Source organism: Corynebacterium neomassiliense (genome assembly GCF_900626215.1).
GTDB lineage: Bacteria > Actinomycetota > Actinomycetes > Mycobacteriales > Mycobacteriaceae > Corynebacterium > Corynebacterium neomassiliense.
Genome location: NZ_LR131106.1, coordinates 1,283,180 through 1,306,991, shown reverse-complemented (window position 1 = coordinate 1,306,991; position 23,812 = coordinate 1,283,180). Strand labels below are relative to the sequence as shown.

Here is a 23,812-nt window from a genome sequence, read left to right as displayed (position 1 = left end):
TTCACCGTGTACGCATGTCCGGTACCGCGCGGGGACGCCGGCGGATGACGGTTCCCACCACAATGGCTGAGACCAGCAGTGCGAGCGCGGTGGGAACCCGCGGATCACGCAGGTGAGGGGGAGTCGTCGCCGGCATCGTTGCAGGCACAGCGGGAGCAGGTCGTGCATCCCCGTCTGTCCGGACCGGTTCCCCGGCGGATGCTGCGGTCACCGCAGCAGACGGATCGACCACGGGCACCGGGCCCGGACTGGCGGACTCCACCAGCAGAGTTCTGACCTGTTGCGGGGTCAGCTCCGGCCGGACCTGCCACACCAGCGCAGCTGTGGCGGCCACCACCGGAGCGGCGAAACTCGTGCCGATGAACGGTTCAGGGTCGCCTACCACTGACACGGCCCTGCCGCCGGTGTCCAGGACCGTGGAAACGGGACCGCCGGGCGCAGCGATCTCCACCCAGGGGCCCGGGAGTGAATACTCCGCGGTGCGGCGTCCCCTCCCCAGATCATCCAGGGTCGCCGGATCCGGGTGCCGCATCTCGACCCCGCCCACAGCCAGGACCCCCGGGAGAGAAGCAGGGAAGGGCTGCTGGTCTGCACCGCACTGTCCGGAGTTCCCCGCTGCGGCGACAACCAGAAGTCCCGCATTCTCCGCGTCGGCGACCGCCCGACGCAGTTCCGCGGTGTCCTGACAGGCAACCAGCGACATGTTGACGACCCGCACGCGGGGAGAACCGGGTGCACCGGGACCTCCGGAATTCGCTACAGCGCGGTCAAGTGCGTCGACGAGCCCAGCCACGGTACCGCCACCATGGTCGGTGAGCTGGCGGTGCGACACAACGAGCGCGTCCGGAGCGACCGACCTTATGACCCCCGCCACTGCTGTGCCGTGGAGTACGCAGTGGTCCAGGTCCCCCGACCCTTCCCGGCCGTCACCGGCCACCACTCCCGGGGAGGACGCCCCGGTGTCCACCACCGCCACCGCCACCCCGGCACCGGTGGCCCGGTCGTGGGGGAGGGGGACGTCCACCGGCAGAGTGCCGCCTTCGGCGGCGACCGCACACCGGACAGACTGGGGATTCGCCGTCGGCACCACTGCCAGAGAGGTGACCACGGTCAGGGCGAGGGCGACAGCACCGACCGGGGGCACTCCCGAGACACAGGATCGGCGGCTCCGCCGGCCCCTGGTCATCCGAGCCCCCTGACCAGACCGAAGACTCCGGTCGTCGAGATGAGCAGGGGTACGGCCACAGCAAAGGCGACCGTCTCCACGACATCGGTGACCCGGCCGACAAGAGGGGACCGGACCCGGATCAGGGGAAGCACCACAGGAAGTGGCGCCAGCACCGGCCACAGACCCGGGCAGTGCATCAACGTCCAGCTGAACACCAGCGTGGCGGTGAGCGTCACGGACACGGCGTGGACCGGACGGCAGCCCCGCGCGGACAGTCCGGCGGCAGCGACGGCCAGACCGCCCGCCACTGTCTGCCAGTCCGGACGCGAGCCCGGCGGGATCAACTGGAACACGCCGGCACAGATCACGGTGCATGCCGCCAGGACAAGCGAGGCGTGGGTGGTCAGGGCGGACGCCGTGGTGGGGTGTCCGTCATTCCCCGGTCCACCCTCTTCCACGGCCTGGCCGTGGCGTCCACCGGATCTGCCGGATCTGTCGGATCTGTCGTGGATCCCGTGTCGGCCAGCTTCGCCGTGGCCTCCGGGCCCAGCCTTCACTGACCCAGCCTGTACTGGCCCAGCCTGTTCTGACCCGTGGAACAGTCCGGTCGCCGGTATGCGTGGCAGGGGAACCCCTGCCACGCCCAGGGCGAGCTGTCCGGAGAACACGAGGACGACCATCCCGGCCAACACAGTCACCCCCGGCCAGAAGTTGACCGCGGCCGCCAGGGCCAGACACACCGTGAACACCCGCTCCGGCCCGGACCGCCACACCGCGCATGCCGCGAGAACACACCCAGTGAGCACATTGACCTGCAGCCCGCTCCCGAAGGCCAGCAGTGCAGCGACGGGGGTCAGACGACGGTCGTGCAGACTGCACGCCGCCACCGCCACCGCGGCAAAGACGGTGAAGACCGTACAGACCGTGGCAGTGACACCCCCGGGATCGCCGGTACCGTCGAAGACGGACCGGGCGCGTTCAGTGACCTCCAGAGGGTGCCACGCCGGCGTCCCCGCCCAGAGCGGTGGCAGGGCTACCGTCAACCCGGCCGCGGCCACGGCAGCCACATGTACCGCGGGGCTGGGAGGAATGACAGTGCTCAGCTGTTCCACCGTGTCCGGTGGAGGTGCAGGAACAGCGTCCCGCGTCAGTTCGAGACGTTCCCCGGGTCTGACCCCCGCCTCCCCCAGACCGAGCTCCGGTCTGAGCACCCCTCCCGGACCGACGAGCCGCCAGCGCTCCCCGGGCAGTGCGTCCACCAGGTGCGGCAGTAGTTCGGCGACCGGGAGAACGTCGGAGACCGTGGCCTCCACGACCCGTCCCCGTGCGTCCCCTCCGTCGGTGACAACTGTGATGCTGACTGCGATCATCCGTGATATTCCCCCTGAACTGTCCGCGACGTGTACCGCGGTACGGACTTCCGCGTCCCCTTCTCCCGACCCCCTGCGGTGATCCGCTGCGGCCCCCGTGACGCGACGTACGACGACGAGTGTAGGCGAGCCGGCCCTTACCGTACAGCCGTTTTTCCGGTACAGTTCCGGTCAGAAGTTCGTCGGGGGGCTGCGCGAGGGGTGCAGGGGACCGTCCGGCGACGGGGATCTGTGACAAGGGGGAACACAGGTGCAGACCCAGCCACCACCGTCCCTGCCGAAGAGCCGGCAGCCTTTCCTCCGCGTACTCATGCCTGCGGTGATGCTTGTCGCCGTGCTGGGCATGGTCGCGGCGATGGTGCTGTCTGGCATGGCGAGGAATCCGACCACATTCCTTTTCCCGTTGATGCTCGTGGGGAGCATGTTGATGATGTTCCAACCGGGCGGTCAGGATGTCGACGAGACCCGTCGCAGCTACCACCGTCATCTTGACGCTCTCTCCGACGGGCTCCGACGCTCCAGGAGAGAACAGGTGGAGCAGGCACTCGCCAGGCACCCCCACCCTGGGGCCCTCTGGACCTTCGTCACAGGGGACGACGAGAGGATCAACGGGACGGACCGGGAGCCGGGGGTCGTGCGCATCGGGACAGCGGTCCAGGCTCCGGACGACCCGCTCGACATTCCTGTGGACGCCCCGCCCGAGGACCTTGAACCTGTGTGCGCGATGTCCCTGAGAGACCTGGCGATCCGCCATGCCACCGTCGAGGCTCCGGTCGCCGTCGACCTGCGCGAGTTTCCTGTGGTGGCGGTCACCGGTAAGGACGCGTCCGGGCTGGTCAGGGCAGTGCAGGGTGCACTGGTCATGCAGGACGAGGACACTGTGACTGTCACAGGTCCGCACGACCGCTGGTTGCCGCACCATGGTCCGTTGTCCGTCTGCTTCCTGCACGGTGGACCGCCGGCCACGCCGGTGGGACAGAACAAGGACACTGCCGCCGGCAGAGAAGTGGGGTGCGCCGTCGTAGCCCACCCCGACCGGGCGACCGAGGACGCTGCCCGCGACGGGGGTCTGCTTCTCCGCGCCGAGGACGGGGTGCTGTCTGCATGGACAGTCGACGGGTGGCGTCCTTTCGCCGTCGCCGACAGTCTCAGCGATGTGGAACTGGCGGCGTTGTGCAGGTCCCGGTGCCGTCACCGGCAGGAGAGGTCGCTGCTCGACCTGCCCGGAGGAGAGCTACGGGCACCGGTCGGTACGTCGGGAGGTGCCCCGGTCTACCTCGACATCAGGGAAGCCGCGAAAGGCGGGATCGGCCCCCACGGACTGTGTATCGGCGCCACCGGGTCGGGGAAATCCGAGTTCCTCCGGTCCGTGGTCACCAGCTTCGCGCACCATCATCCGCCGAGCGAACTGAACTTCGTGCTCGTCGACTTCAAGGGAGGGGCAGCATTCTCCGGAATGGAGCGTCTGCCCCACACATCAGCGGTGATCACCAACCTTTCGGAGGAGGCGTTGCTCGTCGACCGGATGAAGGACGCCCTGCTCGGCGAGATGCACCGGCGACAGGAGAAGCTCCGGGCGGCGGGAATGACCACGGCCACGGACTTCAACGGCACCAGCCCCGGGGAGATGCCGTCGCTGCTGGTCGTGGTCGACGAATTCTCCGAACTCCTGATTACAAGACCAGAGTTCGCCGAGGTGTTCGCGGCGATCGGCAGACTGGGACGCTCCCTCGGCCTCCACCTCCTCCTCGCCAGCCAACGCCTGGAGGAAGGCAGGCTACGTGGTCTGGAGTCGCACCTGAGCTACCGGGTGGCGTTGCGGACCTTCTCGGCGGCGGAGTCACGGGCTCTCATCGGTTCACCGGCAGCCTATGAGCTTCCCGCCTCCCCGGGGGAGGCGATTCTCGCCGAATCGGCGGGAGGAGCAGGTCAGATACGCTTCAGATCCGCCTATGTGTCCGGGCCGCAGACTCCGGCGGACCGGGGACCGGTCAGAGAGCTGGGGGCCGGGCAGGAATCGACGGGAACGGTGATGGAACTGGTCATCGACCGTCTCGCGGGGCCCAACCTCAACCCGATCTGGCTGGAACCGTTGCCTGTCGACCTGCCGGCCAGTCTGCTGCTCGGAGAAAACCGAACCTGGGGTACCGGAACCGACGGCACGGGCCCGGATCTCCGACCGGTACCTGTCGGTCTGGAAGACCTTCCCTTCGACGGTGTGCAGAAACCCTGTGAAGTTGACCTGCGACGACGCCACTGGGCGGTCGTCGGATCACCGGGGACCGGGAAAACAACCGTGCTGCGGACGTTGACTGTCGGTTTCGTCCTCGGCAACCCGGGAGTGGTCGTCTACGTCTTCGACCCGGGTGGTTCACTGGCCGGTCTGGCCCGGTTACCGCAAGTTGCTGCGGTTGTCGGGGTTGATCTGGTCGACAGAATGTTCGATGAGCTTGAGCAGGATCCTCCGGAAGGGGTCACCCACCGGATACTGCTGGTGGACGGGGTCGACGCTCTCGGGGAGGCAGACAGGCGGCTTTCCGCACTCGTCGCAGGGGGTCTGGAGAGAGGTGTCCATGTCGTCGTCACCGCACTGCGGTGGACCTTCCGGCCTAGTCTGCGTGACCTGCTCGTCGGGCAGCTGGAACTTCGGTTGCCTCCGGGAGAGTCCAACCACAGGGACATCCAACGCAGTCTTCCGGATGCCCCGGGCAGGGGTGTGTCCTGGACCGGACATCAGGTACAGATGGCGTGGTCGGACGCTGAAGCCGTGGAACACGCCCGCCGCGTCAGCGCGGCCCGTGGGGACACCGTCAGAACCATGCGGGTACTGCCGGCGTCAGTCACCTACCGTGCCGTGGTGGCAGAGGCTTCGGAGGCGGTGGAAACTGCGGAAGCGGTGGAGAGACGGGGAGACGGACACGGTGATGACAGGCGTACGGACGGGGTTCTCCTCGGGCTCGGAGGCGCCGACCTGGGACCGGTGTACTGGGATCTGCGGACCCTGCCTCATCTGACTGTGGCGGGGAGATCAGGTTCCGGGGCGACGACCGCCCTGCGCACTGTGGTCACCGATCTTGCAACCCGGAACCTTCACCGCTCCGACCAGGTTGAGCTGCTGGTGACCGACGTTCGAAGAGGACTCCTAGGCCTTCCCGGATACCGGTCCCCGGTGGGCTTCGTCACTGAACTGGAGCAGGTGACGGCCGTCCTCACCGCAAGGATTCCCGGCGACGTCACCGAGCTGAGTCCGGAGTCCCTGAGAAACCGGAGCTGGTGGTCCGGACCCGACTACATTGTCGTCGTCGACGACCTGGACCACTCCACGGAGCTGGCCGCGGCGCTGGAAACAGTCGTCCCGTTGCTCCCGTACGCCGCAGACATCGGCCTGCATCTGGTCACCGCCAGACGGAGCGCTGTGCTGGGCCGCAGCACCTACACACCCCTGTTCCAGGGCATCCGCGACAGTACAGCCTGGATCCTGTTGTCCGCGCCGCGAGAGGACGGGCCAGTCGCAGGACAGGCCCTGTGTCCCCGGCCACCGGGACGCGGACTCCTCGTACAGAACACGGTGGAGGAGCTGCAGATCGCCGTCCCCGGAACGGGCGACATCCCCGGGGCAGACCGGAGTTCAGCGGACCGGCGGTCGGAACTGGAACCGGAAACAGAAGGGAAGGACGAGCATGTCTGAACAGTGTCCGTCCGGAGCCACAGGGTCGCAGACCGGGACAGTCTTCCGGGCACTGGCACTGGTGGAATCAGGGATCCTGGTCAACGGATCGGCCGTGACTGACCTGCTCAGCGGATTCACCGTCAGTGGTGACATCGACGGCACGGCCGTCAGTGGTGACATCGACGGCACGGCCGTCAGTGGTGACATCGACGGCACGGCCGTCAGTGGTGACATCGACGGCACGGCCGTCAGCCCCGGTGCTGTGCCTCGTGACTCACCGGAATGGAGGAGAACCGGTATAGCGCTGACCCGGCTGGAGGCGGTGCGGGAACTGGTGTCGGAGGTTCTCACGGCCCGCGCCGCCGACCCCGAGTTGACCAGTCCCAACCCACTTGTCCCACGGACCAGGTTCCCCTGGGGAGTGGGAGAACCCCACACCGACATCATCGTCGTCGGAGATGAGGCAGCGGTCACGGCGTCCTACCTGAGATCGGTCGGGTTGCGCGCCAGGGTCGTGGACCCCACCGACGCCGTGAAAATCGCCGCGGACCTGGCGATGGCACGCGCCGAACTCGAGGAAATCGAGGCCTCCGTCTCCGATGGATCGCGCTCCGGCAGCAGGTCCGCCGACCGGGACACCGCACACGTCCGCCCGGCTTACCTGTCCAGACCGTCAGACCCGGATGTCAGCGTCGACGACGGGAGTGCCGGACACCGTGTGCGGACAGTGGCCGCTGTGATGACAGGACTGGTGGTCCTGGTCCTCTGCGTCTTCGGCGTGGTGTCAGCGACAGGCGGACAGGCCACCAGCGGTGACCGTGCGCTACCGGACGGTGTGCAGACACAGGCAGGATCAACATGGCCGCCGGCGGGAACGGTCGGTTCCACGACAGTGGGAGAACAACCCCGGGGGGACGGGGAAGGACTGGTCCCGACATCTGCGTCTGCTGAAAGTGTCACGCCCGGGGAATGGAATGACCCCGTCCGGCACGGCAGTCACGGAGACGACCCCCGGGTGTCCCGCGCAGATGTGCCTGTCACCGTGGGACTGGAAGGTTGGACCATCAGTGAGGCCACGAGGAACCGGGAGATCTGGATGTCGGAGGACCCGGACATGAGGATCCTCGTGGCCGCTAAACCGGCACCGGTGGGTACCCAGGACCAGCTGGACGCCCGGATGCTCACAGCGCTTGAGAAAGTGCCGGGAGTTCGCGTGCTCTCACGGTCACCGGTCGACTACGAGGAGTCGACCAGCCGGTCGGTGACCCGCTGGCAGGTGAGACTGATCGACGGCCACCAGGTCTCAGTGGGATGTCAGTACCGTCCGGCGTCCGGTGATGTCACCGCAGACCGTACTGCGGTCTGCGACCGTTTCACGGCCACCGTGAGGGTGGGGTGAGGACGGGGGGACGCGTCGGATCCGGAGCAACGGTCATCGGGTGGTAGAACCGGAGCCATGAATGAACACTCCGACCCAGAGCGCTCCGCGCCTCGGACCAGCACTCATTCGCTGGTGGTCGAGGCGATCGAGAACCGCATACTGTCAGGCGAACTGGGGGTCGGAGACGCACTGCCACCTGAACGCCAGCTCGCCGAACAACTCGGGGTCAGCAGGGCCGCCGCCCGTGAAGCCATCCGGGTCCTGGAAAGCCACGGAGTTCTCGAATCCCATGTAGGTTCCGGGACCCGGGCCGGTACATTCATCGCCGCCACACCGACTGTCGCACTGAGCCGCTTCCTGAAACTGCATGTGGCGCTCAACAATTTCGCGCTGGAGGAAGTGGTCCAGACCAGACTGATCCTGGAGGTCGAGAGTGCCGCAATGGCGGCGCGCCGGGGTGATCCGGAAGTGCTGCACCGTATGGGGGAGGAGCTGGCCGTCATGGACCGACAGGACATCGGCAGGGAGGAGTTCGGGGACGCCGACACCCGCTTCCATGTCGCACTGGCGCGAGGAGGAGGGAACAGGCTTTTCGCAGACATGACACAGGCGATACGCGAGTCCCTGAGAGCGCCTCTGCTGGAAGGCTACCGTGCCCACCTGGACTGGGACGGTCTGCGGGATCTGCTCCAGGAACAGCACAGGTCACTGCTCGAGGCGGTGGCCGCCGGAAACGGCGAGCAGGCGGCGGAACTCGCCCGCGAGCATATACGGACCTCCTACCGCGCGTTGCCCGGTCTGTGCAGTGACGAACAGGAGCTGATCACCGGGGCGGGTGCCCCCGGGGCAGGCGACACCGGACAGGAATGAACCTGGCGGGCACCGGCGGAGTCTAACTGCAGGGACGGTCCCGACCAGGGGCCGCTGCGGGGCAGGGACGTCGTGAAACTGTGACCTCCCCGGCAGATCCGGAACAACTATCCAGGGGGAATCCGTGAGCTTCAGGACAACAACTGACGTAATGCACTCCACTGCAGGCAAGGTGGACAACGTCAATGAGCAGGTGCACGCAGAGCTGAACCGGCTTCAGGGGGTGGTCGACTCTCTCCGGGGAGTATGGAAAGGGGAGGCACAGGCGGCGTTCGCGAACCTCATGGTGAGGTGGAATGACTCTGCCCGGGAACTGAGGAGCGCGTTGGTGAGCATTTCCGAGAACATCCGCTCCAACGCGCGGGCATTCCAGCAGGTCGAGGACGACAACACCGCCGCATTCCGGTGAGATCGTCCGGAAGTCGTCAACAACAGCAGCAGACACGGGGAGTCAATCAATGATCCAGTACAATTTCGCAACCATCGCTCAGGCGTCGGTGGACATTCGCACCACGAGCAGCAACATCAACAGCACACTTGACCAGCTCAAATCAGATATTGCGCCGATGACTGCGGAATGGGAGGGGGAATCCTCCGCCGCATACCAGGACGCCCAACGCAGGTGGGACAACGCGGCCGCGGAACTCAACACGGTGCTGCAGTCTGTGGCGAGGGCAGTTGAGGACGCCAACTCGCGGATGAGTCAGATCAACACAAGCGCGGCGAACAGCTGGGCCTGACCGGAATTTGGGCCTCAACGGCAGCTCCGGTACCATTTCCAGGGTTGCGGTCACACCGGTGCGCGTCATGACGTGCACTCGTGTGGCCGGTCCGCGGGTCCCAACCGGCCGCCGCGGACGTGACCGGGGCGCACCCGGTCAGGGCACGGGCCGGCAGCTCCACGAAGAACAAGGAGTCCATGTGACTACTTTCCACCCGAAGAGCGGTGACATCACCCGTAAGTGGTATGTCATCGACGCCACTGACGTGGTTCTGGGTCGTCTCGCCACCCATGCAGCGAACCTGCTGCGCGGCAAGGGCAAGGCCATCTACGCCCCGAACACCGACTGCGGCGACAATGTGATCATCATCAACGCCGACAAGGTCGCCATCTCGGCCAACAAGCGTGACCGTGAGTTCCGTTACCGCCACTCCGGATACCCGGGCGGACTGAAGACCATGTCCCTGGGTCGCTCCCTGGAGCTGCACCCGGAGCGTGTCGTGGCAGAGGCGATCACCGGCATGATGCCGCACAACCGTCTCTCCCGCCAGTCCGTGAAGAAGCTGCGCGTGTACGCGGGTGCAGAGCACCCGTTCGCCGCTCAGCAGCCCGAGACCTACGAGATCAAGAAGGTGGCCCAGTGAGCGACAACGAGAACTACGAGGCCGCTGAAGCCGTGAGCGAGGAGTTCGTCGCCACCATCGGTGACTCCGTCGCCGAGGTCGAGGAGTTCGACGAGGCCGCTCCGGTCGTCGCCGACCTCTACGAAGGCCCGATCCAGACTGTCGGCCGCCGCAAGGAAGCAGTCGTCCGCGTCCGCATGGTCGCCGGTTCCGGCCAGTTCACCTGCAACGGCCGTACCCTGGAGGACTACTTCCCGAACAAGCTGCACCAGCAGCTGATCAAGGCTCCTCTGGTCCTCCTGGACCGTGAGAACCAGTTCGACTTCCAGGTCAACCTCAAGGGTGGCGGACCCTCCGGTCAGGCGGGCGCCATGCGTCTGGCCATCGCCCGTGCCCTGAACAAGTACAACCCGGAGGAGCGGGCTGCCCTGAAGAAGGCCGGCTTCCTCACCCGTGACGCCCGTGCCGTCGAGCGCAAGAAGGCTGGTCTGCACAAGGCCCGTCGCGCTCCCCAGTACTCGAAGCGCTGACTGGGCGGGGCCTGTGCCCCGTACCGGCTGTTCGCGGTGGTCCGGTTCTCCGGAACTGCCACCGCACTTACGCCGTCCCGCACCGGACCATGTGTCCGGAACCGGGACGGCGTTGCTTTTTCCAATGGTCCTGCACTGCCCATGTACGGCGGCTCCGGTCGGCGGAACTGCCCGGCGCCACGGGTGTGAACGCCGTCACCCGGAGGAGACTCCTGTCCTGTCGGCCTGTCCCGGAACACAGTCAACGGCTTCGGACCCACTAGACTTGCTGCCCATGAGCAGACTCTTCGGAACTGACGGGGTACGCGGTCTGGCCAACCGGACCCTGACCGCAACACTCGCACTACGGCTGGGGGCGGCGGCAGCGCGGGTACTCACCGAGACCTCCCCGAATTCACAGCGCCGACCGGTGGCCGTGATCGGCAGGGACCCTCGGGCATCAGGCGAAATGCTGGCGTCGGCACTGTCCGCAGGTATGGCGTCACAGGGGGTGGACGTCCTCGATGTCGGCGTGCTCCCGACTCCGGCGGTCGCTTTCCTCACAGACGACTACGGGGCAGACATGGGTGTGATGATCTCCGCCTCCCACAACCCGATGCCCGACAACGGGATCAAGTTCTTCGCGGCAGGTGGGCTGAAACTTGACGACACCGTCGAGGACGAGATTGAGGCAGCGATGCTGGAGCTGCCGGAGACCGGTCCGACAGGTGCGGGGATCGGGCGGATCATCGAGGAGTCCGGGGACGGTCTGGAGCGCTACCTGTTCCATCTCGCCTCGTCTGTGCCCGCCCCCCTCGACGGGATCAGGGTGGTCGTCGACTGTGCCAACGGTGCTGCCAGTGATGCTGCTCCGAAGGCCTATGCACAGGCAGGGGCGGACGTGGTCGCGATCCACAATCATCCGAACTCCTACAACATCAACGACAACTGCGGTTCCACGCACATCGACGTACTCCGCACCGCAGTTCTGGAGAACCATGCGGATCTGGGTCTGGCCCATGACGGTGACGCCGACCGTTGCCTGGCGGTCGATTCCGAGGGCAACGTCGTCGACGGTGACCAGATCATGGCGATCCTCGCTGTAGCGATGAAAGAGGAGGGGGAGCTTCGGAAGAACACCCTTGTCGCCACGGTCATGTCCAACCTCGGGCTCGCCCTGGCGATGAAGGAACACGGCATCGCACTGAGGAGGACAAGGGTGGGGGATCGTTACGTTCTCGCCGAACTCAATGCCCACGACCTTTCTCTCGGTGGAGAGCAGTCGGGTCACGTCGTCATCCCGGCCCACGGTACAACCGGGGACGGGACCCTCACGGGGCTGTCGATCATGGCGCGCATGGCGGAGACCGGGGAATCCCTGAAAGAACTGGCGTCTGTGATGACCGTGCTTCCGCAGACCCTCGTCAATGTTCCGGTCGAGGACAAGGAGAAGATTCACTCCTCCCCGGTTGTCGCTGACGCGGTCGCCGCGGCGGAGAAGGAACTGGGGGACTCGGGAAGGGTGCTGCTGCGTCCCAGTGGAACGGAGCAGGTCTACCGGGTGATGGTCGAGGCGACAACGGCAGCCGAAGCCAAGCGTGTGGCAGGTGGCCTCGCTGCCGTGGTGATATCGGAGGGGTGACCGGCCACGGTCTCCCGGGAGTTCCGGAATCCGGGTGGGGACGCCGAGGGAACCCGCAGGTCTTCCGCGGAGTCTAACAGGGGTGAGCCGGACGCCGCCGGGACATGACTGGGGGAGGGAGACCCGTGGACAGAATGTATGTCGATTCGGACAGAGGGAGGAGAGCTGTCGCGGCCGCCGCTGATGCGGTGGCGCTGAGGCTGGCGGAAGCGGGTGGCCGCTCCCCGGATATTCCCCCGGGGGTGTTCGGAACCGGTCTTGCAGAGCGTCAGGCGACAGTTTTCGCGGCTGTCGGAGCAGTGCAGGAGGAGAGGCGCAGGTTGCTTGCACTCCTGGGCCGGATGCTGGAATCGGTGGACCGTTCCCTGGCCCAGGTATCGGCAGCAGATGACGCCTCCTCCGCTGCCGTCGCCGCGAGCGGTCGCGGTGGAGGTGGCCTCCGGTGAGCACAGCGCAGCAGCGTATCGACACCGCTCTGGGCAGTCTGGCTGCTACAGCGGCGGCCACGGGGTGTCCACAGTCCCAGGTTCATCGGATGTGTGAGGTTTCCGAGTACACGAGGGGGCTCGACACGCTCACCCTGTCAGGGAGTGCGTCAGGGACCGTTGACCTGGCCCTGCAGGCGGGAGCCGTCGGTGACTGTGGGGTCAGCGGGCTCGTCACCGAGGCTGCCGATGCCGTGAAGGGGATAGCAGGGGGGGAACCCTGTCGACAGTTGTGCCGGACCGGCGATGTTCTCGCGACAGTCGATCAGGCGTGGCGGGGAGTTGCAGGTTCGTTGGCGAGCTGCGGCGCTTCGATGGAACAGATCACCACGGGATGCGCGGATGCCGTTGCTGTTCTGGTGGACAATGTGTGCGGGCTGATCGGTTCCGTGTCCGGCGCAGTCTCCGGCACGGGTTCGGTTGCCGGGGGACCACTGTCCTGCGAACTGGCGGGAGAGCTTGCCAGGGGTGCCGTGGACGCGGTGACCGGACTGCTGGAGCAACGCAACTGCAGTCTTGAGGCTGTCGTAGAGATTACGGCGGGTGACTGCAGCTCCGCAGCGGAGGCGGTCTGCCCGGTTCCGGAGCACGAGGCCTGTGCGCCCGAAAAATGCCCGCAACCTGGGGAACAGGGTGATGCTGACATCTGCGGCACCTCCGTCGCAGAGTGCACCGACGGCACCGACGGCACCGACGGCAATGACGGTGCAGGCGGGATGTGCGGGGACGAACAGGATGACACGGTCGCCACCTGTTCGGAGGTACCGGTCCAACCCACCCCTGGTGATGCCGGGGTGCCAGAGCAGTCAGAGCAATCGGAGCCGTCGGAACGGGGCGGTACCGGGACCTCAGAGAGCGGGTCACCGTCTCCGGACACGGGTGGGACAGGCAGCGTGGACCCCGTCGAGGGGTTCGACAAGACCGGACGCACACCTTCCCGGGAGGTTCCGGCTGTCCTCTCTGCAGGGGTGGAGCCCGGAGGCGACGGGGGAGGCGTCGGGGGAGCCGACGCGGCCGGTGGGAACGGAGAACCGGGCAGGGGCGAGTCGATGCAGGACAGCAGCGTCGGAGCGGGAGAGAGCTGGAGTCCGGATGTGTGGGTCACCGCTGACGGGGTGCAGGCGGAAGCCCCGGAGACGGCAGGTGAATGGTGAGTGGGACGGCGTGGTACCGCAGTGAACAGAGGCAGAGTCACGGGGCAGAGCTCACGGACAGTCACCGTCGCGCCGTGGAGAAGTACATGGGGTCGGTACACGCACTCAGCGAGGAGTTCCTCGCCGCGTTCCGTGCACAGACGGAGATACTGCAGAAACTGGCGGAGCAGGTCAGCGCCCGGACCGCCGTCGACGAACAGGAAAAGGTGCCGGGGGCCGGGCGGGCTGTGCTTCATGATGTCAGCGGAAACCGGGGGCAGCTGCGGCCGCGTGGTGGCAGAACGTTGTCAGGCCCTGAGATCTTCAACGAGGGAGGAAGATAGGACCCGGTGCCCGGAAAACGGGCTGTGCCTGGTGGGCTGACCCGTCATCCGGAGGCGACTGCGGAGACGGCTACACGTCAACAGGTGGACGTACGCCGGATCGACGGTGTCCGCATTCCCGGCGTTGACGGTCAGAGCTTCAGGAGCGCCTGTTGCAGTTTGTCCACCGGATCGCCGAATTCCGGCAGAGACTCGAACAATTCTCTGCGCGTTGCGGTGGCCGTGCCCTTGACAGCGGTCTCCGGGTTGTGGAATGTGGCGCAGTCACGGGACAACGAGGAGTCCAGGGCACCGTCACCGGTGATGAATCCGACCATGAGTGCTCTCAGGAGATCCTGCACTCCGAACTCCGGGCCGGCTCCACCCAGGAGTGCCTTGCGGAGGATCGGTTCGCTGAAACCGGCGGGGGAACCCTTGAGGATGCGGCGGTAGACCACCGGACCCCGCCAGTTCGCCGCAAGACGGGAGGCGTTTCCGGCGGGAACGGTTCCGGGGCGTCCGGCGTCGAGCACCAGTCCCGGTGTCTCCACCCTGCGGGCTGCCCCGTAACAGCTCGGGGTGGTGTCCGACGGGTACACCGCGATCACACCCCGCAGGGACGGTCTGTTCTGCCGGTCCTGCCCGGCAGGCGCCCGTCCTGCTGCGGTGAGCACAGCAGCCCCGGCCCCCATGCCGTGTCCGGCCAGGTACAGGCGGTCCGGGTCTGTGACAGTGGTGCCCGACCCGAACTTCACCCCGGTGAGTACCTGCAGTGAGGACTCAAGGTCTGCAGCGAAACCGGCGTGGTCGGTGACGAAACCGGTCTCCGTGTCCGGGGCAGCGACCGCAATACCCCAGCTGGCGAGATGACGAAGTGTCACATGGTAGGCGTCCACCCCGGTGCACCAGTCATGTCCGAATACCAGACCCGGAACAGAGATACGGCCACGGCGTCCGACACGGCCTGCGCCACCGGAACCCTCCACCGGCACGTAGATCCTGCCGGGCAGGCCGGTCACACCCAGGTCACCCACTTTCACATCGTAGGGGCCCGGTCTGCCCAGTTGATCGACGAGATTCTTCACTTTGACAGCCACGTTCCCAATAGTAGGGGAACAGGCCCCTGCCGGTCCTGCGGCAACCCGGGATCGCTGCGACCTGCGGCGGCATTCCCCGGCTTTCGTTCAGCGTCAGCCCGGCCGACGCCGACGACTTCCTCCGCCCCGGGCGTCCCCGCTCTCTGCTCCGTACCTCCCCCGCCCGGGCCGGACAGCGCCCACCGACCTACTGTGACGGTGGAGCACCGTGGTCGGGACGTCTCCGGGCACACCGGAGTAACCCCGCGGCGTCGCTCTCGGTAGGGTAGTGCGCATGTGTGGAATCGTTGGTTACGTCGGAGACGCGGCACGCAACGTCAGTGCCCTTGACATCGGTCTGGACGCACTGGCGCGGATGGAGTACCGGGGATACGACTCCGCAGGGATCGCGGTCGTCCGACCCGGTGAGCTTGTGGTGGAGAAGAAGGCCGGCAAGTTGGCGAACCTGCTGGACCAGATAGCCGCCGACGGTGGCGGAGACAGTTCCCGGTTCGCCGGGTCGACCTGCATCGGTCACACCCGATGGGCGACCCACGGACGACCGAACGACGTCAACGCTCACCCCCACGTCTCTTTCGACGGCAAGGCCGCGATCGTCCACAACGGCATCATCGAGAACTTCGCCGAACTCCGTGCCGAGATTGAGGCCGCCGGTATCGAACTGACCAGCGAGACGGACTCCGAGGTTGCCGCCCATCTCCTGGCGCTGGCATACAACGCAGGCCCTACCGCAGGTGATTTCGAGGCGTCCGCCCTGTCGGTCCTGAGGCGACTGGAAGGCGCGTTCACCCTCCTGTTTACCCATGTCGATGAGCCGGGGAAGATCATCGCCGGCAGGCGGTCCACCCCGCTGATCATCGGTGTCGGCGACGACGAGATGTTCCTCGGCTCCGATGTGGCGGCATTCATCGCGCACACCCGTCAGGCTGTCGAGCTCGGTCAGGACAACGTTGTCGTGATCACCAGGGACTCCTACCGGGTGATGGACTTCGACGGGACCCCCGCCGAGGGACGTCCGTTCACCATCGACTGGGATCTGGCCGCCGCGGAGAAGGGCGGGTTCGACTCCTTCATGATGAAGGAGATCTTCGAGCAGCCCGCAGCCATCCGTGACACCCTGGCCGGCCACTTCGTCGACGGCCGGGTCATTCTCGACGAGCAGCGTCTCTCCGACGACGACCTCCGGCAGGTCGACAAGGTCTTCGTCGTCGCCTGCGGTTCCGCCTACCATTCCGGCCTGCTGGCGAAGTACGCGATCGAGCACTGGGTGAGACTACCTGTCGAGATCGAGGTCGCCAGCGAGTTCCGGTACCGGGATCCGGTCCTGGACAAGCAGACACTCGTCGTCGCGGTCTCCCAGTCCGGTGAGACCGCCGACACTCTCGAAGCTGTGCGGCACGCGAAGACCCAGGGAGCCCGGGTACTGGCGGTGTGCAACACCAACGGCTCCCAGATTCCGAGGGAGTCGGACGCCGTGCTCTACACGCACGCGGGCCCGGAGATCGGCGTGGCGTCCACGAAGGCCTTCCTCGCGCAGATCGCCGCGAATTACATTGTCGGTCTCGCGCTCGCCCAGGCCCGCGGCACGAAGTACCCGGACGAGATCGAGTCGATCTTCGACCAGCTGGAGGAGATCCCCGCGAAGATCGAGCGGGTTCTCGGCCTCAAGGGCCAGATCCACGAGCTTGCCGAGGAGCTCGGACCTATTCCGACGATGCTCTTCCTCGGCAGGCACGTCGGCTATCCGGTCGCCCTGGAAGGTGCGCTGAAGCTCAAGGAGCTGGCCTACATCCACGCGGAGGGTTTCCCTGCCGGGGAACTCAAGCACGGCCCGATCGCCCTGATCGAGGAGGACCTCCCGGTCGTCGTCGTGGTTCCGTCGCCGCAGGGCAGGGAGATCCTGCACTCGAAGATCGTGACGAACATCCAGGAGATCCGGGCACGGGGCGCGCGGACGATCGTCATCGCGGAGGAGGGCGACGAGTCTGTGCGGCCCTACGCGAACTTCCTGCTGGAGATCCCGGCGTCCGGAACTCTGCTGCAGCCGCTGCTGTCGACGGTGCCTCTGCAGTTCCTCTCCGCCGAGATCGCCCGGCAGTGTGGTAACACCGACATTGACAAGCCCCGTAACCTGGCCAAATCGGTCACGGTCGAATAGGTAAGGAACGGAACCACGAACACCCACGTTCTCGCAGAAACTGTCGTCGATCTCGGGGCGGTGGCCCACAACGTGCGGACACTCGCCGCACATGTCGCCCCGGCGGGCCTGATGGCTGTCGTCAAGGCGGACGGGTACAACCACGGAATGGTCGACATCGCGCGTACTGCCGTGGACGCCGGCGCGTCCGCTCTCGGTGTCGCGACCCTCGGCGAAGCTGTGGCACTGCGTGACGCCGGCGTCGCAGCACCGGTCACCGCATGGATCTGGTTGGCGGAGGGCGAGGATCTCGGTGACGCTGTCGCACGTGACATCACCTTCGGGATTCCCTCGGTGGCGCACCTCGATTCGGTCGTTGCTGCGGCGACGGCCGCCGGCAGAACAGTGAAGGTCGGACTGATGGTGGATACCGGCCTGTCCCGGTCCGGTATCAGCCCTGCGGAGTGGCCGACTGCCCTCGATCGCGCGGACGCTGCCGTGGATTCGGGAAAGATCGAGGTCACCGGACTGTTTTCTCACCTTGCCAGTGCCGATGACCCGATCTCACCGGTCACCGACCTGCAGGAGCGGCGGTTCTCTGCGCGGATCGAGGAGTGTCGGGCCCGTGGCCTGGACGTGCCGGTGAACCATATCGCCAACACTCCTGCGGCACTGTCCCGGGTGGATCTGCGCCATGAGATGGTGCGTCCTGGCGTGGGGATGTACGGGGTGGACCCGTGCGCGATCCCCAGTGGAGTCGACCTCCGGCCCGCCATGACACTACGCGCGAGGGTGGTGACCACCCGGCTTGTCGCAGCAGGTGAGGGCGTCAGCTACGGGCACCACTGGACCGCCCCGGTGGACACCAGGACGGCAGTGGTCGCACTCGGATATGCCGACGGTCTTCCCAGGGCCTTGTCCGGGAAGTTCGGGGTGACGGTCAACGGCACGTGGTTCCCGCAGATCGGCCGGGTGTGCATGGACCAGATCGTCATCGACCTGGGCCCCGCTGCGGACACCGACGGCCCGGGCAGCAGGGTGCGCCCCGGTGACTGGGCGGTGATCTTCGGTGAGGGAGGACGCCCTGTCCGGGAGATCGCGGACGCCGCGGACACGATCGACTACGAGATTCTCACCATGCCGCGCGGACCCAGGGTGGCGCGGAGGACAGTTCCGGTGCAGGAGTGATTCTGCCGTGAATGATCTGCGCGCCGACTTCACCGGACCTTCGGGGGAGGTGACGGCGCAGTCGGCTGCCGACATGCGGAGTCTGGGGGAGGACCTCGGTTCTGTCCTGGAGCCGGGAAGTGTGGTGGTGCTGACCGGCCCGTTGGGCGCGGGCAAGACCACGTTCACCCAGGGGATCGCCCGTGGTCTCGGGGCTGCGGGCAAGGTCCGTTCCCCGACCTTCACCGTGGTCCGGGAGCACCGGCCGGGTATCAGGCCGGACGGGTCGGCGGGGACCGGCATGCTGCCCATGGACGCCTACCGGCTCCTCGGTGACGCCGTGGACACGGCGGTGGGGCCGCAGGGCGCGGACCTTCCTCGTGAGACTGTGCTGGACATGCTGGAGTCCCTGGACATCGACGATGATCTCAGTGACCGGGTACTCGTCGCGGAATGGGGTCGGGGCGTGGTGGAGGCACTGTCGTCCCGTGTGATCGACGTGGAGATCCTGCGGTCCGACCCAGAGGAGGGTCCGGGTGTGGGGGATCTGGCGGAGGAGCCCCCCCGGATTCTCCGGTGGGCCTGGTCCAGCTGAGCGCGTGCCGGCTCTGTGCCGCGTCTGCCCGTGCTCGCCACCCCCGGTTTCACCCCTGAACATTACAGAACACAGGTTTTCCTCCGATGACTGTTGCGTGTCAGGGAGGGGGCGTGCATAATGGGCCTTGGATCACTGTGAGGGGTGTATCCAACAGGAACCCCGCCGCAAATGGAGAGTGCGGCGGGGTTCCGCCTTATCTTCAGCAAGGTTCGGGGGAGTGGACGCGACTGGCCGGCGGTTCTATCTCGCCGCCGCCGCAGACTAGACTTCGTCCCCATGCATGTTCTCGCGGTAGACACCTCCACCTCCTATGTCGTCGCCGGGGTGGTCGACGTCCCGGCCCCGGACACGGCCGGGAGCAGGAGTGGGACGGGGGCCGTTTCGGGGAGCCGTCAGGGGGAGCTGCGCACCCTTGCGCAGCGTTGCGTCCACAGTCCTCGGGGGCATATGGAGATTCTCACCCCCGGTATCGTCGAGTGTCTCGCCGAGGCCGGCCTGTCTCCGGCCGACCTGGATGCCGTCGTGGTCGGTACGGGCCCGGGCCCCTTCACCGGGCTGAGGGTGGGGATGGCGACGGCGGCGGCTTTCGGGGAGGCACTTTCGGTGCCGGGGCACGGAGTGGAGAGTCATGTCGCCGTTGCTTCGGGGGGAGTGGTGGGCCCGGTTGCGGTCGGAGCGGCTGACCCGACCGTCCTCGTCGTCAGTGACGCCCGTCGCCGGGAGTGGTACTGGTCGGTGGTGGACACCCGTTCCGGGCGGACGGTCGAGGGTCCGGCGGTCACTCCACCCGGCGTCCTCACCGCAGAACATCCGTCGGCGACTGCTGCAGTGACCCGGGAGGTCGCCGGAGGGAAGGTCGCGGTTCCGGAGGGCTGGAACTGCGTGGACAGTGACGCTTATCCGACGCCGGAGGGACTGGTCGCCGCCGCGCTCCACCGCGTCACCGCAGCTGGGCTGACGCGTCCCGGCACCCCTCTTCGTGCTCTCTACCTGCGACGTCCGGATGCGGTGGTGCCGGTGCGCAGGCCCGTTTCCGAGGCCCTGGACTTCAGCGGGGTGGATCTGGATGAGGCGGTCGGCACCCCGGTCGTCACCGCGTTGACGGTGGAGGACGCCGAGGCGTGCGCCGGGATCGAGGCGCTCAGTTTCGAGGGCGACTCACCCTGGTCCGCCGATGCCTTCCGCTCGGAGATCACCGCAGGGCACACCAGGTACATCGGACTGTTCCGGGAGGGTGAGCTGCTGGGGTTCGCGGGAATGGCGATGACGGGGCCCCTGTCTGACCCGGAGTTCGAGATCCACACCATCGCGCTCGCCCCTCCTGCCCGCGGCCACGGTTGGTCGGTGCTGCTCATGGACCCGCTGATGGAGTTGGCTGACCGCCACGGCGGCCCGGTTTTCCTGGAGGTCCGTACCGACAATGCTCCTGCGGTGGGACTGTACCGTCGCTACGGGTTCGAGGTCACGGGCGTCAGGAAGGGGTATTACCAGCCCTCGGGAGCGGACGCGTACACGATGCGGCGTCCGGCCCGCGGGACCCGTGAGGTCCCGGGAAGGTCGGCGTCCTCCGGGGTGGACGGCAACGCGGCAGCTCTCCGGGATGACGTCGCGCCTGTTGTCCCGGACGGGGGCGTGCTGACGGTCCTGGGTGTGGAGAGTTCCTGTGACGAGACGGGTGTCGGGATTGTCGAACTGGGTTCGGACGGCACGGTCACGATGGTGAGCAACCGGGTCGCCTCGTCGATGGAACAGCATGCGAGGTTCGGTGGGGTGGTCCCGGAGATCGCGTCGAGGGCGCATCTGGAGGCATTCGTCCCGACCCTGCAGGCTGCGAGGGCGGACCTGGAGGCTGCGACAGGGAGGACCCGGCCGGACGCCGTGGCCGCGACAGTGGGGCCGGGCCTGGCCGGGGCCCTGCTCGTCGGTGCGGCGGCGGCGAAGGCGTGCGCCGCGGCGTGGGGGGTTCCCTTCTACGGGGTCAACCACCTGGGAGGGCATGTTGCGGTGGACACGCTGCACACCGGTGACCCCGGACATGACGCCGGTGTGCCCGGTGATCTTGCGCATGCGGTGGCACTGCTGGTCAGCGGCGGGCACACGCAGATTCTCGAGGTCCGGGGAACGGGCCGGCCGATGAAGGAGCTCGGCTCGACTCTCGATGATGCGGCGGGGGAGGCCTATGACAAGGTGGCCAGGCTCCTCGGGCTCGGGTATCCGGGCGGTCCGGTCATCGACAGGCTGGCCTCAGGGGGCGACCCGGAGGCTGTCAGGTTCCCACGGGGACTGTCCCGGACGTCCGGGCAGGAGTACGACTTCTCCTTCTCCGGTCTCAAGACCGCGGTGGCACGGTATGTGGAGCAGGCGGGACGTCGCGGGGAGACCGTGCCTGTGCAGGATCTGTGTGCGTCCTTCCAGGAGGCGGTGGTCGACGTGCTCACCGCCAGGGCCGTGCGGGCGTGCCGTGACACCGGTGCCCGGGTGCTGCTGCTCGGTGGTGGTGTGTCGGCGAACCGGAGGTTGAGGGAACTTGCGGCGCAGCGGTGTGCGGACGCCGGGATCACCCTGCACGTGCCCGAACCTGCCCTGTGCACCGACAACGGGGTGATGACGGCGACGCTGGCCGCCCATCTGATCAGGGCGGGTGCGGCCCCCAGTGGCCTGGGTGCGGCCACGGACCCGTCCCTGGATGTCGAGGTTCCGCTTGTGCGGCCCGCCGTGGCGCCGGGGCGGGCGGACAGTCTGGCAGTCGAAAGGGTTGAGGGCTAGCACTTGGAGGGGTAGAGTGCCAGTTGGTTGATTGACACACAGTTGTTCACCCGCGACGACGGCTGTGCAGGCACCAACCGGCACATGCTCTTCATCCGAACCGAATACACGGAGGTATTCATCGTGGCCAACGTCAACATCAAGCCGCTCGAGGACCGGGTTCTCGTCCAGATCGTCGAGGCTGAGACCACCACCGCATCCGGTCTGGTCATCCCCGACTCCGCCAAGGAGAAGCCGCAGGAGGCCACCGTCGTGGCCGTCGGTCCGGGCCGCTGGGCCGATGACGACGACCGTATTCCGATGGACGTCAAGGAGGGCGACACCGTCGTCTTCTCCCGTTACGGCGGTACCGAGCTGAAGTACGACGGCGAGGAGTACCTGCTCCTCAGCCAGCGCGACATCCTCGCCGTCATCGAGAAGTAGGAGCCCCATGTCGAAACTCATCGCATTTGACCAGGAGGCCAGGGAAGGTCTCCAGCGCGGTGTCGACACGCTGGCGGATTCCGTGCGCGTCACCCTCGGCCCCAAGGGCCGGAACGTCGTGCTGCAGAAGGCCTTCGGTGGCCCGACCGTCACCAATGACGGCGTCACCATCGCCCGGGACATCGATCTCGAGGATCCTTTCGAGAACCTCGGGGCCCAGCTGGTGAAGTCGGTCGCCATCAAGACGAACGACATCGCCGGTGACGGCACCACGACGGCCACCCTGCTGGCCCGGGCACTGATCAACGAAGGACTGCGGATAGTCGCCGCCGGGGGTAACCCGCTGGAGCTCAACAAAGGCATTTCCGCGGCCGCCGACAAGGCCCTCGAACTGCTCCGCGAGCGCGCCACCCCGGTGGCGGACAGCTCCTCGATCGCCAATGTCGCCACCGTCTCCTCGCGCGACGCTGAGATCGGTGGGAAGGTCGCCGAGGCGATGGAGAAGGTCGGCAGGGACGGCGTGCTCACCGTCGAGGAGTCGCAGTCGGTCGCCGACGAACTCGTCGTCACCGAGGGTGTCTCCTTCGACAAGGGCTACCTGTCCCCCTACTTCGTCACCGAAGAGGAGACCGGCCACGCGGTCCTGGAGAACGCCCTCGTCCTCCTCGTGAGGGAGAAGATCAGCTCGCTGCCGGACTTCCTTCCGGTTCTCGAGCAGGTCGCCAAGTCCGGCAAGCAGCTGTTCATCGTCGCCGAGGACGTCGAGGGTGAACCGCTGCAGATGCTGGTGGTGAACTCGATCCGGAAGTCGATCAAGGTAGTCGCGGTCAAGGCCCCGTACTTCGGTGACCGCAGGAAGGCCTTCATGGACGACCTCGCCGTCGTCACCGGAGGCACCGTGGTCGACAAGGAGGTCGGTGGAAACCTCGCCGACGTGACCCTCGACCAGCTGGGTACCGCCCGACGGATCACGGTCACCAAGGACGAGACCGTCATCGTCGACGGTGCCGGCACGGCCGAGGCGCTCGAGGCGCGGCGCAACCAGATCCGTGCCGACATCGAGCGCACCGACTCAACCTGGGACCGTGAGAAGCTCGAGGAGCGTCTCGCGAAGCTGTCCGGCGGCGTTGCCGTCATCCGCGCCGGAGGTGCGACGGAGACCGAGGTCAACGAGCGCAAGCTGCGCATCGAGGACGCCATCAACGCCGCACGCGCCGCCGCCCAGGAGGGCGTCATCGCCGGTGGCGGTTCCGTCCTGGTGCAGATCGCCGCGGAACTCGAGGACTTCGCCGGTTCCTTCGACGGTGACCAGGCTCTCGGGGTCAAGGCCCTGGCCCGTGCCCTGCGTCGTCCGGCGTACTGGATCGCGGAGAACGCCGGACTTGACGGTGCCGTCGTCGTCTCGCGGATCTCCGACCTGCCCAACGGTGAGGGCTTCAACGCCGCCACCGGGGAGTACGGCGACCTCGTCGCACAGGGGATCATCGACCCGGTGAAGGTCACCCACTCCGCCGTGGTCAACGCGACCTCGGTGGCACGGATGGTGCTTACCACCGAGACCGCTGTCGTGGAGAAGCCGGAGAAGGCCGCTCCGTCGGCAGCCGGCCACGGCCACCAGCACTGACCGTTTTCCCGGGCAGGTTTTCCCCGGCAGATTCTCGGGGACAGCTGTCCCGGACTGTTCGACGAGGGGCCCGGTTCCGTTCACGGAACCGGGCCCCTCGTGTGT

Annotated in this window: 20 protein-coding genes; 17 read left to right on the top strand and 3 right to left on the bottom strand. The window is 66.9% G+C overall.

Going from position 1 to position 23,812, the window contains the following annotated elements; genetic code table 11:
* Window position 1 precedes the first annotated feature (1 nt).
* Both E0E18_RS05725 and E0E18_RS05720 read right to left on the bottom strand, forming a co-directional pair.
* The gene (locus tag E0E18_RS05725; protein ID WP_237559644.1) at window positions 2-1,144 is read right to left on the bottom strand and encodes a S8 family serine peptidase; all 1,143 of its coding nucleotides are present in this window, start codon (window positions 1,142-1,144) and stop codon (window positions 2-4) included.
* A 38-nt stretch (window positions 1,145-1,182) separates the two neighbouring features.
* Window positions 1,183-2,538: an EsaB/YukD family protein gene (locus tag E0E18_RS05720; RefSeq protein WP_130839691.1), complete on the bottom strand. Its 1,356-nt coding sequence runs from the start codon at window positions 2,536-2,538 to the stop codon at window positions 1,183-1,185.
* Between the two features lie 250 nt (window positions 2,539-2,788).
* Here E0E18_RS05720 and E0E18_RS05715 point away from each other — a divergent pair, with 250 nt between their 5' ends.
* The 11 genes from E0E18_RS05715 to E0E18_RS05665 all read left to right on the top strand — a co-directional run bounded on the left by E0E18_RS05715 (window position 2,789) and on the right by E0E18_RS05665 (window position 13,916).
* Window positions 2,789-6,226, top strand: a complete 3,438-nt coding sequence (locus E0E18_RS05715; protein WP_130839689.1) for an FtsK/SpoIIIE domain-containing protein — start codon at window positions 2,789-2,791, stop codon at window positions 6,224-6,226.
* Window positions 6,219-7,607: a type VII secretion-associated protein gene (locus E0E18_RS05710; protein WP_130839687.1), complete on the top strand. Its 1,389-nt coding sequence runs from the start codon at window positions 6,219-6,221 to the stop codon at window positions 7,605-7,607. The genes E0E18_RS05715 and E0E18_RS05710 overlap by 8 nt, the downstream gene beginning before the upstream one ends.
* A 57-nt stretch (window positions 7,608-7,664) precedes the next feature.
* Complete coding sequence (locus E0E18_RS05705) at window positions 7,665-8,459, top strand: FadR/GntR family transcriptional regulator (protein ID WP_078057073.1); 795 nt, start codon at window positions 7,665-7,667, stop codon at window positions 8,457-8,459.
* A 124-nt stretch (window positions 8,460-8,583) separates the two neighbouring features.
* Window positions 8,584-8,868: a WXG100 family type VII secretion target gene (locus E0E18_RS05700; protein WP_078057072.1), complete on the top strand. Its 285-nt coding sequence runs from the start codon at window positions 8,584-8,586 to the stop codon at window positions 8,866-8,868.
* A gap of 49 nt (window positions 8,869-8,917) precedes the next feature.
* The gene (locus E0E18_RS05695) at window positions 8,918-9,199 is read left to right on the top strand and encodes a WXG100 family type VII secretion target (RefSeq protein ID WP_110481066.1); all 282 of its coding nucleotides are present in this window, start codon (window positions 8,918-8,920) and stop codon (window positions 9,197-9,199) included.
* A gap of 181 nt (window positions 9,200-9,380) precedes the next feature.
* On the top strand, window positions 9,381-9,824 hold the full coding sequence (rplM, locus tag E0E18_RS05690) for a 50S ribosomal protein L13 (protein WP_066583912.1): 444 nt from the start codon (window positions 9,381-9,383) through the stop codon (window positions 9,822-9,824).
* The gene (gene rpsI, locus E0E18_RS05685) at window positions 9,821-10,333 is read left to right on the top strand and encodes a 30S ribosomal protein S9 (protein WP_066583910.1); all 513 of its coding nucleotides are present in this window, start codon (window positions 9,821-9,823) and stop codon (window positions 10,331-10,333) included. The genes rplM and rpsI overlap by 4 nt, the downstream gene beginning before the upstream one ends.
* A 274-nt stretch (window positions 10,334-10,607) precedes the next feature.
* A complete protein-coding gene (gene glmM, locus E0E18_RS05680) occupies window positions 10,608-11,954 on the top strand; it encodes a phosphoglucosamine mutase (RefSeq protein WP_066583908.1) in 1,347 nt (448 codons plus the stop codon).
* A 125-nt stretch (window positions 11,955-12,079) separates the two neighbouring features.
* The gene (locus tag E0E18_RS05675) at window positions 12,080-12,400 is read left to right on the top strand and encodes a hypothetical protein (protein ID WP_110481067.1); all 321 of its coding nucleotides are present in this window, start codon (window positions 12,080-12,082) and stop codon (window positions 12,398-12,400) included.
* 89 nt (window positions 12,401-12,489) lie between these two features.
* The gene (locus tag E0E18_RS05670; RefSeq protein ID WP_130839685.1) at window positions 12,490-13,593 is read left to right on the top strand and encodes a hypothetical protein; all 1,104 of its coding nucleotides are present in this window, start codon (window positions 12,490-12,492) and stop codon (window positions 13,591-13,593) included.
* Window positions 13,587-13,916 (top strand): hypothetical protein, encoded by a 330-nt coding sequence (locus E0E18_RS05665; protein WP_130839682.1) that lies wholly within the window; start codon window positions 13,587-13,589, stop codon window positions 13,914-13,916. Before E0E18_RS05670 ends, E0E18_RS05665 begins: the two co-directional genes overlap by 7 nt.
* Before the next feature lie 131 nt (window positions 13,917-14,047).
* Here E0E18_RS05665 and E0E18_RS05660 read toward each other — a convergent pair whose 3' ends face one another.
* Entirely contained in the window at window positions 14,048-14,992 is a 945-nt protein-coding gene (locus tag E0E18_RS05660; RefSeq protein WP_237559643.1) for a dienelactone hydrolase family protein, read from the bottom strand.
* 274 nt (window positions 14,993-15,266) lie between these two features.
* Here E0E18_RS05660 and glmS point away from each other — a divergent pair, with 274 nt between their 5' ends.
* The 6 genes from glmS to groL all read left to right on the top strand — a co-directional run bounded on the left by glmS (window position 15,267) and on the right by groL (window position 23,707).
* Entirely contained in the window at window positions 15,267-17,150 is a 1,884-nt protein-coding gene (gene glmS / locus E0E18_RS05655) for a glutamine--fructose-6-phosphate transaminase (isomerizing) (protein WP_066585970.1), read from the top strand.
* 60 nt (window positions 17,151-17,210) lie between these two features.
* Entirely contained in the window at window positions 17,211-18,317 is a 1,107-nt protein-coding gene (gene alr, locus E0E18_RS05650; RefSeq protein ID WP_130839677.1) for an alanine racemase, read from the top strand.
* Between the two features lie 7 nt (window positions 18,318-18,324).
* Entirely contained in the window at window positions 18,325-18,891 is a 567-nt protein-coding gene (locus tag E0E18_RS05645) for a tRNA (adenosine(37)-N6)-threonylcarbamoyltransferase complex ATPase subunit type 1 TsaE (protein WP_237559642.1), read from the top strand.
* A gap of 279 nt (window positions 18,892-19,170) precedes the next feature.
* Entirely contained in the window at window positions 19,171-21,660 is a 2,490-nt protein-coding gene (gene tsaD, locus E0E18_RS05640; RefSeq protein WP_130839675.1) for a tRNA (adenosine(37)-N6)-threonylcarbamoyltransferase complex transferase subunit TsaD, read from the top strand.
* Between the two features lie 123 nt (window positions 21,661-21,783).
* Window positions 21,784-22,083: a co-chaperone GroES gene (gene groES / locus E0E18_RS05635; RefSeq protein WP_066585967.1), complete on the top strand. Its 300-nt coding sequence runs from the start codon at window positions 21,784-21,786 to the stop codon at window positions 22,081-22,083.
* A gap of 7 nt (window positions 22,084-22,090) precedes the next feature.
* Entirely contained in the window at window positions 22,091-23,707 is a 1,617-nt protein-coding gene (gene groL / locus E0E18_RS05630; protein ID WP_130839673.1) for a chaperonin GroEL, read from the top strand.
* The last annotated feature ends 105 nt before the right edge of the window (window positions 23,708-23,812 follow it).

What these genes read in the sequence shown, in the direction of transcription:
- tsaD (WP_130839675.1), top strand. Translation starts at nt 19,171, where the DNA reads ATGCATGTTCTCGCGGTAGACACCTCCACCTCCTATGTCGTCGCCGGG.
- E0E18_RS05695 (WP_110481066.1), top strand. Translation starts at nt 8,918, where the DNA reads ATGATCCAGTACAATTTCGCAACCATCGCTCAGGCGTCGGTGGACATT.
- E0E18_RS05710 (WP_130839687.1), top strand. Translation starts at nt 6,219, where the DNA reads ATGTCTGAACAGTGTCCGTCCGGAGCCACAGGGTCGCAGACCGGGACA.
- E0E18_RS05670 (WP_130839685.1), top strand. Translation starts at nt 12,490, where the DNA reads ATGTGTGAGGTTTCCGAGTACACGAGGGGGCTCGACACGCTCACCCTG.
- glmS (WP_066585970.1), top strand. Translation starts at nt 15,267, where the DNA reads ATGTGTGGAATCGTTGGTTACGTCGGAGACGCGGCACGCAACGTCAGT.
- groL (WP_130839673.1), top strand. Translation starts at nt 22,091, where the DNA reads ATGTCGAAACTCATCGCATTTGACCAGGAGGCCAGGGAAGGTCTCCAG.
- E0E18_RS05720 (WP_130839691.1), bottom strand. Translation starts at nt 2,538, where the DNA reads ATGATCGCAGTCAGCATCACAGTTGTCACCGACGGAGGGGACGCACGG.
- E0E18_RS05705 (WP_078057073.1), top strand. Translation starts at nt 7,665, where the DNA reads ATGAATGAACACTCCGACCCAGAGCGCTCCGCGCCTCGGACCAGCACT.
- E0E18_RS05665 (WP_130839682.1), top strand. Translation starts at nt 13,587, where the DNA reads ATGGTGAGTGGGACGGCGTGGTACCGCAGTGAACAGAGGCAGAGTCAC.
- glmM (WP_066583908.1), top strand. Translation starts at nt 10,608, where the DNA reads ATGAGCAGACTCTTCGGAACTGACGGGGTACGCGGTCTGGCCAACCGG.